This is a genomic window from Algoriphagus sp., from assembly GCF_024305035.1.
Classification (GTDB): domain Bacteria; phylum Bacteroidota; class Bacteroidia; order Cytophagales; family Cyclobacteriaceae; genus Algoriphagus.
In genome coordinates this window covers 62,201-77,913 of record NZ_JAMWZB010000005.1, presented here as the reverse complement: position 1 = coordinate 77,913, position 15,713 = coordinate 62,201, and the positions used below count along the sequence as shown (strand labels likewise).

Genomic DNA, 15,713 nt, shown 5'->3' with positions numbered 1-15,713 from the left:
TTTTCTTTTGTAATCAAATTAAAGATGACTGGACATCAATATGCTTTTGCAAATAAGACCCGCCCTAAAGAAGGTTTTCCTGTCAAAATACAAACCCCTTCTTCCGCTTTCTGATCCAGAGGGATACAACGAATAGTAGCCTTGGTCAATTCTTTGATCCGCTCCTCGGTTTGGGAAGTTCCATCCCAATGTGCAGCAACAAATCCTCCTTTGGAATCCAAAACAGATTTAAATTCATCCCAGGAATTAACCTCAGTGGTTTTTTCTTGTCTAAAATTGAAGGCCTTCTGATAAATACTTTTCTGAATTTGGTCCAGTAAATTCAGGATTTTTTCTTCAATGGGTTGAGAGGATAACTCAAAAGTTTCTTTAGTCAAGGTATCTCTTCTAGCCAACTCGATGGTACCGTTTTCCAAATCCCTAGGTCCTATCCCTATTCTCAAGGGTACACCTTTTAATTCATATTCGGCGAATTTCCAACCCGGCTTGTGCGTATCCCTGTTATCGAACTTGACAGAAACCCCCACTTTTCTCAAGGAGTCCATTAGTTCTACAGCCTTACTAGAAATTGCTTCCAGTTCGGCCTCTCCTCTGTAAATAGGCACGATTACCACTTGGATTGGGGCAAGTTTGGGAGGCAAAACCAACCCATTATCATCGGAATGGGCCATGATCAAGGCCCCCATCAGTCGTGTACTGACCCCCCAAGAAGTTCCCCACACATACTCTAACCCACCTTCCTTACTGGCAAATTTCACATCAAATGCTTTAGCGAAATTTTGACCTAAAAAGTGAGAGGTTCCAGCTTGAAGCGCCTTTCCATCCTGCATCATGGCTTCGATACAGAAGGTTTCGTCAGCTCCTGCAAATCGTTCGTTTTCTGATTTTCTACCCTTTACTACGGGTAAAGCCATAAAATCCTCAGCAAACTGAGCGTATATATTCATCATTTGGATCGTCTCCTCCATGGCTTCTTCCTTTGTAGCATGTGCTGTATGGCCTTCTTGCCATAAAAACTCCGCCGTCCGGAGAAACAATCGGGTTCTCATTTCCCAACGGACAACATTGGCCCATTGATTGACTAGGAGGGGAAGATCCCGATAAGATTGAATCCAATTTTTATAGGTACTCCAAATTACGGTTTCCGAAGTAGGTCGTACGATGAGTTCCTCCTCCAACTTTGCCTCAGGATCCACAATCACCCCACTTCCATCTTCTGCATTTTTTAATCTGTAGTGGGTGACAACGGCACATTCTTTGGCAAATCCTTCTACATGAGAGGCTTCTTTACTCAAAAAAGATTTGGGTATAAATAGTGGAAAATAGGCATTGGTATGTCCAGTTTCCTTAAACATCCGATCCAGTTCGGCTTGCATTTTTTCCCAGATCGAATAGCCGTAGGGTTTGATGACCATACATCCGCGCACTGCTGAATTTTCCGCTAAATCCGCCTTTTTTACTAATTCATTATACCAAAGGGAATAATCTTCACTTCGTTTGGGTAATCCTTTACTCATCGTTGTTGATTTGGATATGAAATGTCTTTATTTTTGCTATATTGAGTGGGACAAATATAAGTTAAAAATATAACCCTCGGCCTTTAACCACGTATAAGAAAGTAACAATTCAAATCAACCATGAGGAAAATTACCTTATTATCGACTTCAGTTATTCTAGGTTCTCTGACCTTGATCTCCTGTACCACCAGCAGATTGGCAAGTTCAGGTGAATCAGACAACATGTATTTTATGGCATCTGATGCCAAATTGTCTACAGAATACGCTGTTCAGAATAACAATCCTGAAAATTTTGAGACGCTAACTGCTACAGATATTGCTCCAGAGGAAAGTTTCAGCAGCAGAAATGTCAATCCAGACTACCTTTCCAGGTATCAATCTGACACCTCCCAAAGAAATGATGAGATTGTTTATTTTGATGAAAGTGCCAGTTCTCAAAACCAAGGGGACCCTGATATTGATGTCTACAATAATTTTTATTCAGGAAGCGGGGTAAATAATACGTTCAATTCTGCTTCGGCTTTCAACATGGGATTTAACATGGGGCTTATGTCTGGATTCAGCCCTTGGGGAATGGGTGGATTTTATGACCCCTTCTGGGGACCCGGTTTTGGATTCCGCCCTGGCTTTGGATTCCGCCCTGGATTCAGTATGTCTATAGGATTTGGATTTGGTTGGGGAAGGCCATTTATGAGACCCTTTGGCATGGGTGGATTTTATGATCCATTCTGGGGTTCTCGATTTGGAATGGGAGGATTTTATGATCCGTTTTGGGGTCCCTCCTATGCTTGGGGAGGATTCCCAGGTTATGGATTTGGAAATCCGATCTTTGTTCTTCCTGGAAATGAATTTGGCGACAGAAGATTGGTCAGAGGTGCAAGGCCTACTCGTGGTGCAGGTTTAGCCAATGCAAATCTAACTCGAAGCTCTGCGGGTGTATTGCCGAGCACATCCCGAGCTCAGGCAAGAAGAGAGGCTATGGGAAACAACAGAAGCTTGGTATCTTCAGATAGAACTAGATCTACTGCAAGAGACTTTGGAAGAAGCCAAAACGATTATTACAATTCTGGAAGATCACGTGTATCAACTACCACGAGTAGAAATGTAAATTCAGCCGCATTAAACAGATCCTCAGCGGTTAGAACTCGAAGTGCGATGCCCACTGGAAGACCTTCAATAGGGACAACCAACTCTAGATCCTATAATCCGGCCCGCTCCATGAATAATTACAATAACAGAAGAACTGTAGGAAGTCCTTCCTACAATAGATCTTCGAGCCCGTCTTACAACAGGACTAGTCCGACTAGAAGAACAACAACACCTACTTACAATAGAAGTAATACACGAACAAGCTTTCCTAGCAGAAGTGGATCTGTGGGAGTACCCAGCAGAAGCTCGAGTGGAGGAATGAGTTCTGGAGGATCCAGAGGAGGCGGAGGCGTTTCCACTGGTTCCAGAGGAGGAAGGGGGAATTAATTCCCCCCTTTTTTTTGCTATAAATTAGCCGTTGCTCTCCCCACTTCGTATAATTCTGTATTACCAATTCAAAAACTACATGAGATATAGCAGTTTAATTGTCTTGTTATTGTTTTCCTTTCCAGCTTTTTCTCAAAGCGGGTATTTTGAGGACGCGTATCGCTTCAGCCAAACTAATCCTAGCGGTTCGGCCAGAATTATGGCCATCGGAGGTACGCAGTGGTCTCTGGGAGGAGATGTATCCAATATTGCAGGAAATCCCGCCGGCTTAGGTTTTTTTCGAAGCTCTGAAGCCAGCCTATCTTTTGGATACTCCGATTGGGGGGTAGACACCCGATATTTAAGTCAAACTAGATCATACAATACTGAAAACTTTTCAATACCCAATATTTCAGCGGTATTTGCCAATCCCAAAGGTCCCTTAAGCAGAGGTGCCTTTAAAGGAGGATCCTTTGGAATCAGTATTCAGCGGATTGCCAATTTCAACAATGAATTTGGTTATTTCTCTGATGAACTCGGGAATAACTCCATCATTGATTTTTACATCCAAGACTCTTTTGGGATTCCTGAAAACCAAATTGAAACCTTTGGACTAACTGGACTCGCCTACCTGACCTATCAAATCAATCCAGTATTCTTTGATCAGGAAGGAAATCCCATCAGTAATCCCGATACTTACGACTCTTTTGTCTTGGATAATCCATTTCAAGATGAAAACATCCTTACTGAAGGTTCTTCCAGTCAAATTTCATTTAGTTATGGAGCAAACTTTGAACACAAATTATTTATAGGGGGATCGCTCGGAATTAGATCAATCAGTTTTGCGTCCAGAAAAATTTACAATGAGGAGTTTATCAACCAACCCTTAAGAACTTCAAGTCTCGAGGAGAACTTATTCATCAATGGCGCTGGAGTGAATGTTAATCTAGGATTGATATACAAGCCCATTGACTATGTAAACTTAGGTTTGACATTCCAATCTCCGACGTGGTACAGCCTAAATGAAGAATATGAGGCTAGAATGGTTGCAAATTATAATAATTATTACTTTGAACAGGAAGATGTGACCCTGGGAAGAGAGGAGGCACTTACGGATTTGTTTCTAAGCACTTACAGTCTTCGGACTCCGCTAAAACTAGGAGGGGGAGCCACCTTTTTTATCGGAAAGAATGGGTTTATTTCGGCAGATGTGGATTATGTTGACTACAGTGCTGCACGATTAAATTCAAATGATTTCAATGAAGGTCCCGATAATGAGGCTATCCAAAATTTTTATACCAGCACGGTTAATTTTCGCGTGGGTGCAGAGGCCAAATTAGACATCTTTAGGCTCAGAGGTGGATTTGCTTATTTTGGTGACCCGTATATTGATTCCAATTTTGATCGAAGTACCACCCAACTAAGCGGCGGAGTTGGCCTCAGATTAAAAAACTTTACGGTAGATTTTGCCTTAGTAAATCAACAATATAATGGACTTTACTCTTCCTATCAGGTGATTGATTCCCAAGGAAACAATGTAGGGCCGGTGACTGAATTAGAAAATTCAATTGTAAATGGGGTACTTACGCTCGGGCTTAGTTTTTAAGCAAATGGATTAGCTCGGAAAGCAACAGCTCAGCGGAAAAATCTGATCCGCTGAGCTTTATTTTTGCCATATTGTAATAGTATTCCCGTTCAGCTTGTAAACTTTTAAGCTTCAGAATCACTTCTCCAGAACCCATCCCCTGAAAAAGTGGTCGGTTTTGAATTTTTGAAGCTTCCAATCGTTCCGAAATATCTTCCAGAGGCACATCCAAATAAACCGATACCGCCTTATCGTTAATCCGACTCATGTTCTCATTGAAACAGGGGCACCCTCCACCTGAAGCGAGCACATAAGGCCTTTCCCAAGCGAGCACTTCCTCTAAGGTTTCGGTCTCCATTTCACGAAACCTCCCCTCCCCGTACCTGGAAAAAATTTCCGGTATTTTAAGCGAAAACCGCTCTTCAATCAAGGTATCCAAATCATAAAATTGGAAATTGAGGGCTACGGCTAGTTGTCGTCCAAATGTACTTTTTCCCGATCCTGGCAATCCTACCAGAACAACTTTTAAAGGCAGGTTCATGGAAGGTAAAAATCTAAAACGTCCGTGGGATCGGGGGTATTGTTGTGGTGAAATTTCGCTAAAACAGTTCCTTCTTTAAGGAGCATAATACCCGGATTGGAGCGAATCATGGTCTTGACCACCGTTGCATCAGCCTGCAGAGATAAAATATCCCAAGACCTAGCCTTTTTAAGGGCTTGAATTTCTTCCTCGGAAGCCGCTGCCACTAAAACAACTTCAATGGGGGATTCACTCAGCGAATGGATTAAAAGATCCATATCCTCCAGATTTGAATCAGACATTTTAGCGTAACTACTAATGAGAATTAGAAGTTTATTTCCCGAAAAAACCGCCTCTGTAAAATCTCCATCTTCATTCCAAACGGCAAAATCTGAAATCTTTGGTAAGGCATCGGGGTTTTGAAGGACCATTTCTACGAATTTCAGGCTTTCATCACTCGGAAATTGATCAAAAGTTACCGTCTCGCCGGCACTGTTTTCCATCACATAGGAATAGCGAAGCGCTTCAGAAGGCTGCATATTTTCAGGAATGTTCACTCCAACTTTATACGCTCGAAAATCTATAAATGGAAGATTTCTGATCGCATAAATCGCTGAAAAAAAACACAAAATCAAAACAATCCACGTTGATGTTTTGGCCCATTTTGGTGCTGTTTTAGGAAGCTGTTTTCTTAATGCGAAGATTCCTCCAATCAGGATAAGTAAGATAATATCCTTGTAAAAGGATTCCCAAGGAGTGAGTTTGATCGCGTCTCCAAAGCACCCACAATCCGTGACTTTGTTAAAATACGCGGAGAAAAAAGTTAAGAACGTAAAAAATACAATCATCAAACTCAGTGACCAAAGGGTAAGTTTTGACTTGACTCCCAAAATCAGCATCACACCTAAAACTACTTCGATAACCACCAGAAAAACAGCAAGGTATAAAGCAAAGGGTTTGAAATAGTAAAAGAAACCTGCGATATCATTGGAAAATACATCAAAATATTCCTCTAGCTTAATCGCTGTTCCCACCGGGTCATTGACTTTTATCAATCCTGAGAAAATAAATAACCCTCCGACGAGGAGTCGAAGTACCCAAAGTATTACGTGCTTAGCCATGAAATCCTAATTTGATCAGGCAAAATACCGAATAATTAATCATATCCTGATAATTCGCCTCGATTCCTTCCGAAACCAAGGTTTGCCCTTCATTATCCTCAATTTGCTTTACTCTTAATAATTTCATCAAAATAATATCAGTCATAGAGCTGACTCGCATGTCTCGCCAAGCTTCTCCATAGTCATGATTCTTGTTTTCAAGCAGCCCTTTGGTTTCACTGACCCAGCGATCATATTGGGGCTCCAATTCCTCAAATGGAATTTCCATCCGCTCATCTTTTTGGAATGAAATCTGCAATAGCGCGATCAAACAATAGTTTACAATTCCCACAAATTCATCTACAATGGGATCCCCTACTTTTTGATTTCCTTTCTCTTGAATAGACCGTATTCGCTGGGCTTTTATAAAAATCTGATCCGTAATGGAGGAAAGTCTCAATATCCTCCAGGCGGTCCCATAATCGATGGTTTTCTTGCGAAATAGTTCTTTACAACGGCTAATAACTTCCGTATATTCGCTACTGGTTTTTGTTTCCAATTGACTTTAGTTTAATGATTGTGGCCACAGGCACTACATCTTCCTTCGAAGATAAATTATTTCCCCAAAAATATACACTTCAATCGAAGGGAAGGCTAATCATTTGGGATAAACCGCAAATTATGGGGATTTTGAACACCACTCCAGACTCCTTTTATGAAAATAGCAGGATTATCCCCTCAAAAGACGAACTTCTTCGTCGATCCGAGCAAATGATCCGGGAAGGTGCCTCCATTTTGGATATCGGAGGATACAGCAGTAGACCTGGCGCAGCAGAGGTGAGCGAGGAAGAAGAATTGAAACGAACTCTTGGACCCATTCAATGGATCAGTGAAGCATTTCCTGAGGTTCTTATTTCAATCGACACGTTTCGCTCCGAAGTTGCCCTCAGAGGAGTCGAGGCAGGGGCTCACTTGGTCAATGATATCTCAGCAGGAGCTTTGGACCCAAAAATGTTTTCTGTGGTAGGAAAGCTCAGTGTTCCGTATATAGCCATGCACATGCGAGGAAATCCCAAAAACATGCAGGCTCAGACGGAATATTCAGATATTATGCCTGAAATAATGAACTATTTTGCCGAAAAACTGGATTTTATTAGAAAGTTTGGCATCAAAGATGTAATTATTGATCCAGGTTTTGGATTTGCGAAAACTCTGGAGCAGAATTATCAAATCTTAAAAAACTTGGACTATTTTCGCCTGTTAGGATTTCCAATTTTAGCGGGACTTTCTCGCAAATCCATGATTTACAAATTACTGGAAATTGATCCAAGTGAAGCATTAACCGGAACCACGGCATTGAATATGGTAGCCTTAATCAATGGGGCCAACATCCTGAGAGTACACGACGTAAAAGAAGCAACTGAAACACTAACCCTATATAAACAACTTTACCTTTGACCCTTTTATTTAAAATCGGCTTCCTGGATATTTCCATCGTCAATATGATCGATATTGCGCTGGTTGCCGCACTTTTATACCAGGTCTACAAGTTACTTAAAGGTAGTGTTGCCATTAAAATATTTTTGGGTTTCCTTTCCATATACCTGATTTACTTGCTGGTCAGGGCATTGCAAATGGAATTGCTTTCCTCGATTTTAGGTCAATTTATGGGGGTCGGTGTGATTGCTGCCATTATCATTTTTGCCCCAGAAATTCGAAAATTCCTCCTATTAATCGGAAGGTCCTCCCTACTATCCGATGATAATATTTGGAAAGATTTGTTTTTCTTTTGGAGAAAGAAAGAAAACGGCTCCTTCAACATCTCCCCGATCATTGATGCCTCCAAAACATTGGCCGGCAGCAATACCGGGGCATTGATGGTGATTTCAAAAAGTACGGAATTGAAGTTTTACGCCGAAAGCGGGGATATTTTGGATGCGGACCTTTCCAAAAGGCTTTTGATTTCCATATTCAATAAATACAGCCCGCTTCACGATGGAGCGGTTATCATCCATAATGGACGAATCAAAGCAGCTCGATGTATCTTACCGGTCACTGAGCGGGAAGTACCCGCACAATTTGGTCTAAGGCATCGTGCAGGGATCGGCATGTCAGAAGCCACCGACGCTATGGTATTGATCGTATCGGAAGAAACGGGTCAATTGTCCATGGCAAAAAATGGCAAAGTGCTGCATAATATGTCTTTTCAGGATGTCCGTGAAACACTCAACGATTATTTGAACAACCTCGATGTGGATAGCCGCTTTGAAAATCTAGAAGACTATGAAATGAAGAAAAAGCGGAAGATGGCCATGACAAGTAAAAGTCAGGGGTGAATGAATTTTTAGTTCCTACTTGATAAATGGAATTCCAAAATAGACAGCGGGTTGGTTTTTGTAGAGTCGATAAGCATTGATTGCGGTCAACAGAATGACCAAGCCAAAAACGATCATCGTTACCCAAAGCAAACCCTTGATCGAGTTTTGAAAATATCCAATGTTTACCTCGCCATGGTTCAATGATGGAATCATTCGTAAATAGCTGATCAAGCGAAAAGTATAGTAGGGAATCAGTAAGGTCAACTGAAAATTAATAAGCTTTTTTCCGAGGTAATCTACTCCGGCAATTTTATTTCTTCGATTAAGCCAAAGTACAAGTGGAATGACCAAACCCAGTAAAGGACTGAAAAGAAAAAGTAAACCTGAGAGAACCAGAGTGTATAAAAAACCCTTGTTTTCTTCATGGCTCCAATCCAAGACCTCTTCCGGACTTTTTCCAAAAATCTGAAACAAGCGTTTGATCGTATCACCGCGAGGTGTAGTTTCCCCATTCTCAAAGCGCTGCACCGTTCGCAAACTTACACCTGCCTGCCCAGCCAATTCTTCCTGGGAATACCCTGCCTTGACCCTATAGTTTTTCAACTTTTTTCCGATAGAATTTTCCATAAATAATTGTTTTTCCAAAACTATTCAGTCTTCCTATTATCTCTAAAAATAGGCTACGCCATTTCTACGTCATCGTTGTCCCAAAGGAAAAAAGCCCTGAAAAATTACATTTTTGAGGGCTTTCGGTGTGGGCATCTCGTAGTTTAAATCACTCCCAGTTCTTTTCCTACTTCGGTAAAAGCTTGAATCGCTCGATCTAAATGGGATTTTTCATGTGCAGCGGAAATCTGAACCCGAATTCGAGCCTGACCTTTGGGGACCACCGGGTAATAAAACCCAATCACATAGATCCCTTTTGCCAAAAGTTTCTCAGCCATTTGCTGGGAAAGTACTGCATCATACAACATTACCGGGACGATCGGATGGGTACCTGGTTTGATATCAAACCCTGCAGCAGTCATCTTTTCCCGGAAATAGGTGGTATTTTCCTCCAGCTTATCCCGCAGTTCGGTAGTCTCAGACAACAGATCAAAAACCGCAATAGAAGCTCCAGTGATAGATGGAGCCAAGGTATTGGAAAATAAATAAGGTCTTGATCGCTGACGAAGCAATTCGACAATTTCCTTTCTACCTGAGGTAAACCCTCCGGATGCACCACCTAAGGCTTTACCCAAGGTTCCGGTGATAATATCAAGTTTTCCCATTACACCACAATGCTCATGAACTCCCCTCCCGGTTTTGCCCATAAATCCAGTCGAATGACACTCATCAGACATGACTAATGCCTCGTACTTTTCTGCCAATTGAACGATTTTATCCAACTGAGCAATCGTACCATCCATTGAAAACACCCCATCGGTTACGATTATTTTTTGTTTGGCTCCTTGAGCGATAGCCTCTTGAAGTTGCTTTTCCAAATCATCCATGTTATTGTGCTCGTAACGAAACCGCATCGCTTTGCACAACCTTACCCCATCAATAATGGAAGCATGATTCAATGCATCTGAAATTATTGCATCCTCGGCTCCCAATAAAGGTTCAAAAACACCCCCATTGGCATCAAATGCCGCTGCATATAAAATCGTATCCTCTGTACCTAGAAATTCAGAGATTTTACGCTCCAATTCTTTATGAATATCCTGAGTTCCACAGATAAAGCGAACCGAAGACATCCCAAATCCATGGGTATCAATCGCGTGTTTAGCTGCTTGGATCACTTGGGGATGCGAAGAGAGACCTAAATAATTATTGGCACAGAAGTTTAGGACTTTTTGGCCACCAGCTATGGTGATTTCTGCTGATTGAGGCGAAGTGATTACACGCTCCTTTTTAAAAAGTCCCGCTTCTTCAATAGATTTTAACTCTTGCTCTAATTTGGGTTTAAATTGATCGTACATTTTATCTATAAATTTGAATTTTCGTTTGATCCATTGGTCAAAAATTCGCTTTGACCCTCTGATTTTTCTTACTTTTGCGCAAGCAAACCCAAATATAAACAAAAAGCCCTGCATGCTTAGGCGCTTTTTTGAAAGACCTGAAAATGGAAAAAATCCTTATCATCGGAGCCGCCGGACAGCTCGGGTCAGAATTGACCAAATCACTTGCAGAACTTCATGGCCAAGAACAGGTCATCGCTACTGACTTGAATGAACAGGCACGTTCAAAATTTGATTTTTGCCGATTTGAGGTACTGGATGTAATGAATCAGGAGGCTTTGAGAAGCTTGGTAAAGAATGAAAAAATCACGCAGATTTATCATCTCGCTGCTGTTCTCTCGGCAACAGGGGAACAAAAACCTCTATTTGCCTGGAAACTTAATATGGATAGCCTCTTGTCCGTACTTGAATTGGCAAGGGAATTTACCTTAAATAAGGTTTACTGGCCTTCTTCTATAGCGGTGTTTGGACCCAATACGCCAAAAACCAATACTCCGCAATTTGTGGTAAAAGAGCCCAATACTGTCTACGGTATTAGTAAGCAGGCAGGCGAACAATGGTGCCAATATTATTTTGAAAAGTATGGGGTGGATGTGCGCAGCTTACGCTATCCGGGTTTAATCGGATACAAATCCCTTCCCGGAGGTGGCACCACCGACTATGCAGTGGAAATTTACCATAAGGCTTTGGCCCAAGAAAAATTCACCTGCTTCCTGAAAGAAGATACGAGCCTTCCGATGATGTATATGCCCGATGCGATTAAAGCCACCATTGAACTGATGGAAGCCCCTAAGGAGTCGATCCAAGTCAGATCAAGCTACAATCTTGCAGGGATGAGCTTTACACCGAAAGAAATTTTCGAAAGTATTCAAACACACTATCCCGATTTTGAAATTGATTATCAGCCTGACTTTAGGCAACAAATCGCTGATTCTTGGCCAGATAGTATAGATGACTCTCGGGCAAGAATGGATTGGAACTGGAGTCCTGATTACGATTTGAATCAGATGACAGCGGATATTTTAAAAAATTTGCCCGCATATTTTCCGCTGAAGAAAGAGAAAGTTTGAAAAATTAAGAATGGTGATATTCAAAATTTCTGATTTTAGAAATTGCCTCAATTATACTATTTGACTTTGTTTTCTGCATAATATTGGCGCGATGGCGCTCCACGGTTCTGCGGGATATATCCAATTTCTCTGCAATTAATTTAAGCGGTAAGCCATCAGCAGATAGACGAAAAACTTCCTGTTCCCGAGAAGTCAATTTCAACTCAGCTTCCGTGGAAAGAGAGGAATGTGCCTTCTTTCTGGTTTTATTCTTCAGCTCTGCCGGTAAGTAGCATACTTCAATCAAAAACTCCGTAGATCCAGTAAATTTTCCTCGAAAGAAGTAAAGATCGAATAGTTGAGGAATCCCATTCTTAAGCTTAATGGAATTCAGGTTGCACTCGTTGACAACCTGATGCTTGAATTTAAAATAACTGAGTCGGGTAGAATCATCCTCCTTTAATTCGAAAACCTGCTCCACTTTTTTGTCTAAAAGCTGCTGAGCATAATCCCCCAGAATCTTTCCAGTGGCGTGGTTCACCCTGTGAATTTTGTCCTTGCTTACCCAAATCATTGGCGCAAGCGAATAGTTAAAGAAGGAATTAAAATCCTTTACCCTGAACAAATTTACCTCCGTTTTTTTCTTCAGTGTTTGTTCTATTTTAGCTACTATGGATTCCTTATCAAATGGGGTGAAAATTACATTATCAATACCCAGCTCATGAACAAGCATCAATTCTTCTTTTAATACCGACCTGTCCAAAATGAGGAAAAAGGGAATAAAAAGTTCTTCCAAGAAAGCCTGAATGGTATTAAAAATGTAAAACCCGTCATGATTTCCCAAATCGTGATCGCAAAATACCAAATCAAATTTTTTGGAATTAATTCCTTTGAGAGCGTCCCCAACTTCAAAGACTTTGGTCACATTAAACCCAGTACTTATCAATAGGTTCAATAATGGACTTTTACTATCCTCTAATTGAATCAACAGTATTCTTACCATAAAAAACTTTCTTTTAATACTCCATGAAACAACTACTTATTGCAACTCAATTGCACTTTAAAAGTTTTAAACTAGTTGATGCTTTATCCCCCTCCCGTTCTAAAAGTCCAAGTTGGGCTATTCGCGACATTTTTACCGTCAAATTTGGCTACCACATACCAGAAGTAAGTTGTATTGGTTTTCAAATTTGAAATTACAGCTTCTCTGTTTTGAAGGTTTTCAGAGACAATAGTTTGCGTGGTGGATCCACTTTCAAAAAGATAAACGGTATAGTCCAATTCGACCCCTCTATTTTCTTGATCCACATTCCAACTTAGTGTAAAACTCAAGGGTTGGTCCACTGCACCATTACCCGGAACCGGATCAAACAACACCACATCCCCTACATTATTTTCATCTTCCAATAAAAAGAAGGTGACAGCAGTATTTTCTTCCTCATACACGGCCACACTAATTGACCCAGTTAAATATTCATTTTTTCGTGCATTGATGAGCACATCGCCTGCCGATATTTTATCCAGTTGGAAAGTTCCTCCTTCATCAGACAGCACCGCATTACTTGCAGGTGTTGTAGTGACCAATACACCCGGAAGTGGCTCATAGGTTGTTCCGTCCACCACAATCCCTGTAATGGTTCCAAATCGATCCACATCCAGAAGTTCCTCCTCACAAGAACTCAGAAACAAGGTCACAAAGACCAAAAGACCCAGATTAAAATTTCTATACTTCATAATTCTTATTTTCCTAAATAAAATCGAAAGCCCAGGTTAAGTCCCCAGATCACATCATTGAAAGTTCCAGCCTCTACTCCATCATACCGGTCATTGAACATATGATTTACATAAACCCTAGAAGTCAGAGCCACGCGGTCTGAAAACAAATACTCCAGACCCGCCCCGTACTTGGCATAGGGCAGCCAAGAATTTCCTGAAAGCCCGATTTGGTCCTCAGGATCGAAAAAACTACCTACTCCTGCCGAAGCATAGGGCGATAATTTACCTTTGGTATTTGCGAAATACATGAGGTTTAAATCTCCAAAGTAATCAACAGACCGAACCAGTTCTTTGATTTCAATTTGCTGTATTCCAATTCCGCCTTCCAGAAAAAGTGAATTGGATAGACCGATCCCTAAGTTAGCGGTGAATCCGGGTCTAAAGGAACTACTGGAATAATCTCCAATATAGGTCTGGGTATTTCCCATTAACGAAAGGTAAGTCGAGGTTCGGCCTTTAAAATCTTGAAGTCTTCCGATGTAATCGATTTGTTGATTCTCCTCCTTTTCGGCCAAGTAGGAATCAATAGCGAGCCGAGTAGTATCACTTTCCGCCTTGAACTGCCATAAGTTATCAATTGCTCCTTCGATCACTAGGCTGTGAACCGCCTTTTCGATGGCTTCAATGATGGCCATTTCACGAGGCTCATTGTACGTATAACCCGTCTCAGCTTCCAGAAGCCGTCTAAATTTGACGTACCGAAAAAGGCCTGCTGAAACCTCTTGAGAAAGAATGGATTTGGTAGTATAAACCGTTTTAAGGATTTTACCATTATTGGTAGAAATTGCTCGAAGGTAAATGCTAATCCGGTCTTCCCGGTACTGGGAAGAAGCATCTGCCCCAAAGTAACGAAGTCCTGCTCCTCCGGTATAGACATTGGTCTCATAGGAGACAATGCCTCCTTCAAGCAAAACTCCTGCAAAGAGTAATGGTGGGAGCAATACATTATTACTTCCCTCGTACTGTTCGCGACTGGATCGAATAATTTTTCGCTCATTCAACAAATTGGAAATATTTTCCCGCTCAATGGGAACAAACCAACCCGACTCTTCCAAGGCACGAATCAAAATATTAGTAGCGCCTTGCGTGACTGCGGTGGACCAACTTGCTCCTACATTGGACTCCTTATATTGCCCGGTTTGATCACGAAATTTATAGACGGCCACATAAATGGGTTCCTTGGGCTCAGGCAATTCTTGAAGCTCTTTTTTCATGGGAGTTTCAGGACCAAGCCTGGCATCGCGGTTATTAAACGGCTGGTAGTAATAGGGCGAGCATGCAGATGATATCAAGAGCAAAGTAATGCCCAACATCCTACCTACTCGATTCAATCGGTAGTACATAAACTAGTTTAGAAAAACGGCACTTCAATGTTTGTCGTAGCCCCCGAGAGTACATCGGTAATGGTAATATTCAGACCCGACCCCGAATTAGCTATTTCGATTTGAAAATCACCCAGATCGTAACTTCCTTCCCCAATTGCATCCTCTCCAAATTGACGATCGACGATATCTCTTGCTAAACGACTTAGAATCTGGCGGTTTAAAGTTTCCGAAAAGTCTTGTAAGGGATCTTGCTGAAAACCAAAGGGATCATTGGAAAGATCATTTGGATCCCGGGTGGTATTCTGAGCTTCAGCCGAAGAGAGTAACCATTGATAATTAAAAGTATCCCCACCAAATGCGGGATTTTGTGGTCTGTAAACCAGTTGTTGACTCTTGGCTTCAAAGGACATCAAGCCAAAAATCAACATGGACATCACTATAAATATTTTTTTCATTATGGGTTAGTTAATAAATTCCTGTGCCTCGGGTATCCTCCCCCCCCAATTCTCTCACCAATTCATCGTATTGCTGCAGGTAAAATTGGGTATTTGCAATAGATTGTACCGCTAAACCTTCCACTAAATCTCCTCTAGGTTGAAGGAAAGATTCAAAAACGGTGATCTCATTTATTTTAATTTCAATAATGGTTGTATTGAGTCGAAAGGGCTTCTCAATAATAAAAATGGAATAATTACTGGCATCTTTGGGAGGCTGCCAATCCCGATAAAAATAATCATAAAAATCCCTTCCTACCTTAGTTTTGGTTTCATCCACAATCAATCCATCAATTTCCAGTTCAGCATCAGAAGAAACTTTTCTGACTTCTTGATTTACGATTTTATTCAGTAATTCTTTGAGTTCCTTTTCTGTTTTCTTGACCTGCGCTGTGGAATCTTTTCTGGTAGTCTGAGATTGAGCTTCAGCCCACTGAGGGATGAATAAGAAGCTCAAAGAAAAAAGAAATACCCAAGAAAGGTATTCCTTTTCCAACTTGTGAACCAAATCATCAACAATGCGATATTTATTCCTAGAATTCATTTATAACTCAGCAAATTGCTAGCTTAA

At 41.2% G+C, this 15,713-nt stretch carries 16 protein-coding genes; 5 read left to right on the top strand and 11 right to left on the bottom strand.

What is annotated here, in order from left to right; genetic code table 11:
- Positions 1-35 precede the first annotated feature (35 nt).
- Positions 36-1,517: a proline--tRNA ligase gene (gene proS, locus Q0L00_RS03955; protein ID WP_297335561.1), complete on the bottom strand. Its 1,482-nt coding sequence runs from the start codon at positions 1,515-1,517 to the stop codon at positions 36-38.
- A 120-nt stretch (positions 1,518-1,637) separates the two neighbouring features.
- On the opposite strand from proS, the gene Q0L00_RS03950 reads away from it, so the two are divergent.
- Entirely contained in the window at positions 1,638-2,993 is a 1,356-nt protein-coding gene (locus tag Q0L00_RS03950) for a hypothetical protein (RefSeq protein ID WP_297335560.1), read from the top strand.
- A 79-nt stretch (positions 2,994-3,072) separates the two neighbouring features.
- The gene (locus Q0L00_RS03945; protein ID WP_297335559.1) at positions 3,073-4,578 is read left to right on the top strand and encodes a long-chain fatty acid transporter; all 1,506 of its coding nucleotides are present in this window, start codon (positions 3,073-3,075) and stop codon (positions 4,576-4,578) included.
- On the opposite strand, the gene Q0L00_RS03940 is transcribed toward Q0L00_RS03945, so the two are convergent.
- From Q0L00_RS03940 to Q0L00_RS03930, 3 genes are read right to left on the bottom strand one after another with little or no spacing between them, the layout of a single operon-like run.
- A complete protein-coding gene (locus Q0L00_RS03940) occupies positions 4,568-5,098 on the bottom strand; it encodes a shikimate kinase (protein ID WP_297335558.1) in 531 nt (176 codons plus the stop codon). The two genes, Q0L00_RS03945 and Q0L00_RS03940, sit on opposite strands and share 11 nt — an antisense overlap.
- Positions 5,095-6,198, bottom strand: a complete 1,104-nt coding sequence (locus Q0L00_RS03935) for a BT_3928 family protein (RefSeq protein WP_297335557.1) — start codon at positions 6,196-6,198, stop codon at positions 5,095-5,097. Before Q0L00_RS03935 ends, Q0L00_RS03940 begins: the two co-directional genes overlap by 4 nt.
- Positions 6,191-6,736, bottom strand: a complete 546-nt coding sequence (locus tag Q0L00_RS03930) for a DUF1599 domain-containing protein (protein ID WP_297335556.1) — start codon at positions 6,734-6,736, stop codon at positions 6,191-6,193. Before Q0L00_RS03930 ends, Q0L00_RS03935 begins: the two co-directional genes overlap by 8 nt.
- Before the next feature lie 14 nt (positions 6,737-6,750).
- On the opposite strand from Q0L00_RS03930, the gene folP reads away from it, so the two are divergent.
- Positions 6,751-7,635, top strand: a complete 885-nt coding sequence (folP, locus tag Q0L00_RS03925; protein WP_297335555.1) for a dihydropteroate synthase — start codon at positions 6,751-6,753, stop codon at positions 7,633-7,635.
- Positions 7,632-8,513, top strand: coding sequence for a diadenylate cyclase CdaA (cdaA, locus tag Q0L00_RS03920; RefSeq protein WP_297335554.1), 882 nt, complete (start codon positions 7,632-7,634; stop codon positions 8,511-8,513). Before folP ends, cdaA begins: the two co-directional genes overlap by 4 nt.
- Before the next feature lie 15 nt (positions 8,514-8,528).
- Here the strand turns inward: cdaA and Q0L00_RS03915 are convergent, their stop codons facing one another.
- Complete coding sequence (locus Q0L00_RS03915; RefSeq protein WP_297335553.1) at positions 8,529-9,122, bottom strand: helix-turn-helix domain-containing protein; 594 nt, start codon at positions 9,120-9,122, stop codon at positions 8,529-8,531.
- 143 nt (positions 9,123-9,265) lie between these two features.
- A complete protein-coding gene (gene kbl, locus Q0L00_RS03910; protein WP_297335642.1) occupies positions 9,266-10,459 on the bottom strand; it encodes a glycine C-acetyltransferase in 1,194 nt (397 codons plus the stop codon).
- Positions 10,460-10,602: 143 nt separating this feature from the next.
- On the opposite strand from kbl, the gene Q0L00_RS03905 reads away from it, so the two are divergent.
- Positions 10,603-11,568, top strand: coding sequence for an NAD-dependent epimerase/dehydratase family protein (locus Q0L00_RS03905; RefSeq protein ID WP_297335552.1), 966 nt, complete (start codon positions 10,603-10,605; stop codon positions 11,566-11,568).
- 4 nt (positions 11,569-11,572) lie between these two features.
- Here Q0L00_RS03905 and Q0L00_RS03900 read toward each other — a convergent pair whose 3' ends face one another.
- The 5 genes from Q0L00_RS03900 to Q0L00_RS03880 all read right to left on the bottom strand — a co-directional run bounded on the left by Q0L00_RS03900 (position 11,573) and on the right by Q0L00_RS03880 (position 15,686).
- Positions 11,573-12,550 (bottom strand): LuxR family transcriptional regulator, encoded by a 978-nt coding sequence (locus Q0L00_RS03900; protein WP_297335551.1) that lies wholly within the window; start codon positions 12,548-12,550, stop codon positions 11,573-11,575.
- A gap of 83 nt (positions 12,551-12,633) precedes the next feature.
- Positions 12,634-13,281: a carboxypeptidase-like regulatory domain-containing protein gene (locus Q0L00_RS03895; RefSeq protein ID WP_297335550.1), complete on the bottom strand. Its 648-nt coding sequence runs from the start codon at positions 13,279-13,281 to the stop codon at positions 12,634-12,636.
- 5 nt (positions 13,282-13,286) lie between these two features.
- Positions 13,287-14,666 carry a CsgG/HfaB family protein gene (locus Q0L00_RS03890; protein WP_297335549.1) on the bottom strand — a complete coding sequence of 460 codons (1,380 nt, stop codon included), beginning with the start codon at positions 14,664-14,666 and terminating at the stop codon, positions 13,287-13,289.
- A gap of 8 nt (positions 14,667-14,674) precedes the next feature.
- Positions 14,675-15,103 (bottom strand): curli production assembly/transport component CsgF, encoded by a 429-nt coding sequence (locus Q0L00_RS03885; protein WP_297335548.1) that lies wholly within the window; start codon positions 15,101-15,103, stop codon positions 14,675-14,677.
- A 10-nt stretch (positions 15,104-15,113) separates the two neighbouring features.
- On the bottom strand, positions 15,114-15,686 hold the full coding sequence (locus Q0L00_RS03880; RefSeq protein ID WP_297335547.1) for a CsgE family curli-type amyloid fiber assembly protein: 573 nt from the start codon (positions 15,684-15,686) through the stop codon (positions 15,114-15,116).
- Positions 15,687-15,713: the final 27 nt, after the last annotated feature.

Excerpts from the sequence above, each read along its gene's own strand:
- proS (WP_297335561.1), bottom strand. The coding sequence starts at position 1,517 with ATGAGTAAAGGATTACCCAAACGAAGTGAAGATTATTCCCTTTGGTAT.
- Q0L00_RS03950 (WP_297335560.1), top strand. The coding sequence starts at position 1,638 with ATGAGGAAAATTACCTTATTATCGACTTCAGTTATTCTAGGTTCTCTG.
- Q0L00_RS03945 (WP_297335559.1), top strand. The coding sequence starts at position 3,073 with ATGAGATATAGCAGTTTAATTGTCTTGTTATTGTTTTCCTTTCCAGCT.
- Q0L00_RS03940 (WP_297335558.1), bottom strand. The coding sequence starts at position 5,098 with ATGAACCTGCCTTTAAAAGTTGTTCTGGTAGGATTGCCAGGATCGGGA.
- Q0L00_RS03935 (WP_297335557.1), bottom strand. The coding sequence starts at position 6,198 with ATGGCTAAGCACGTAATACTTTGGGTACTTCGACTCCTCGTCGGAGGG.
- folP (WP_297335555.1), top strand. The coding sequence starts at position 6,751 with ATGATTGTGGCCACAGGCACTACATCTTCCTTCGAAGATAAATTATTT.
- Q0L00_RS03915 (WP_297335553.1), bottom strand. The coding sequence starts at position 9,122 with ATGGAAAATTCTATCGGAAAAAAGTTGAAAAACTATAGGGTCAAGGCA.
- kbl (WP_297335642.1), bottom strand. The coding sequence starts at position 10,459 with ATGTACGATCAATTTAAACCCAAATTAGAGCAAGAGTTAAAATCTATT.
- Q0L00_RS03905 (WP_297335552.1), top strand. The coding sequence starts at position 10,603 with ATGGAAAAAATCCTTATCATCGGAGCCGCCGGACAGCTCGGGTCAGAA.
- Q0L00_RS03900 (WP_297335551.1), bottom strand. The coding sequence starts at position 12,550 with ATGGTAAGAATACTGTTGATTCAATTAGAGGATAGTAAAAGTCCATTA.
- Q0L00_RS03895 (WP_297335550.1), bottom strand. The coding sequence starts at position 13,281 with ATGAAGTATAGAAATTTTAATCTGGGTCTTTTGGTCTTTGTGACCTTG.
- Q0L00_RS03890 (WP_297335549.1), bottom strand. The coding sequence starts at position 14,666 with ATGTACTACCGATTGAATCGAGTAGGTAGGATGTTGGGCATTACTTTG.
- Q0L00_RS03885 (WP_297335548.1), bottom strand. The coding sequence starts at position 15,103 with ATGAAAAAAATATTTATAGTGATGTCCATGTTGATTTTTGGCTTGATG.
- Q0L00_RS03880 (WP_297335547.1), bottom strand. The coding sequence starts at position 15,686 with ATGAATTCTAGGAATAAATATCGCATTGTTGATGATTTGGTTCACAAG.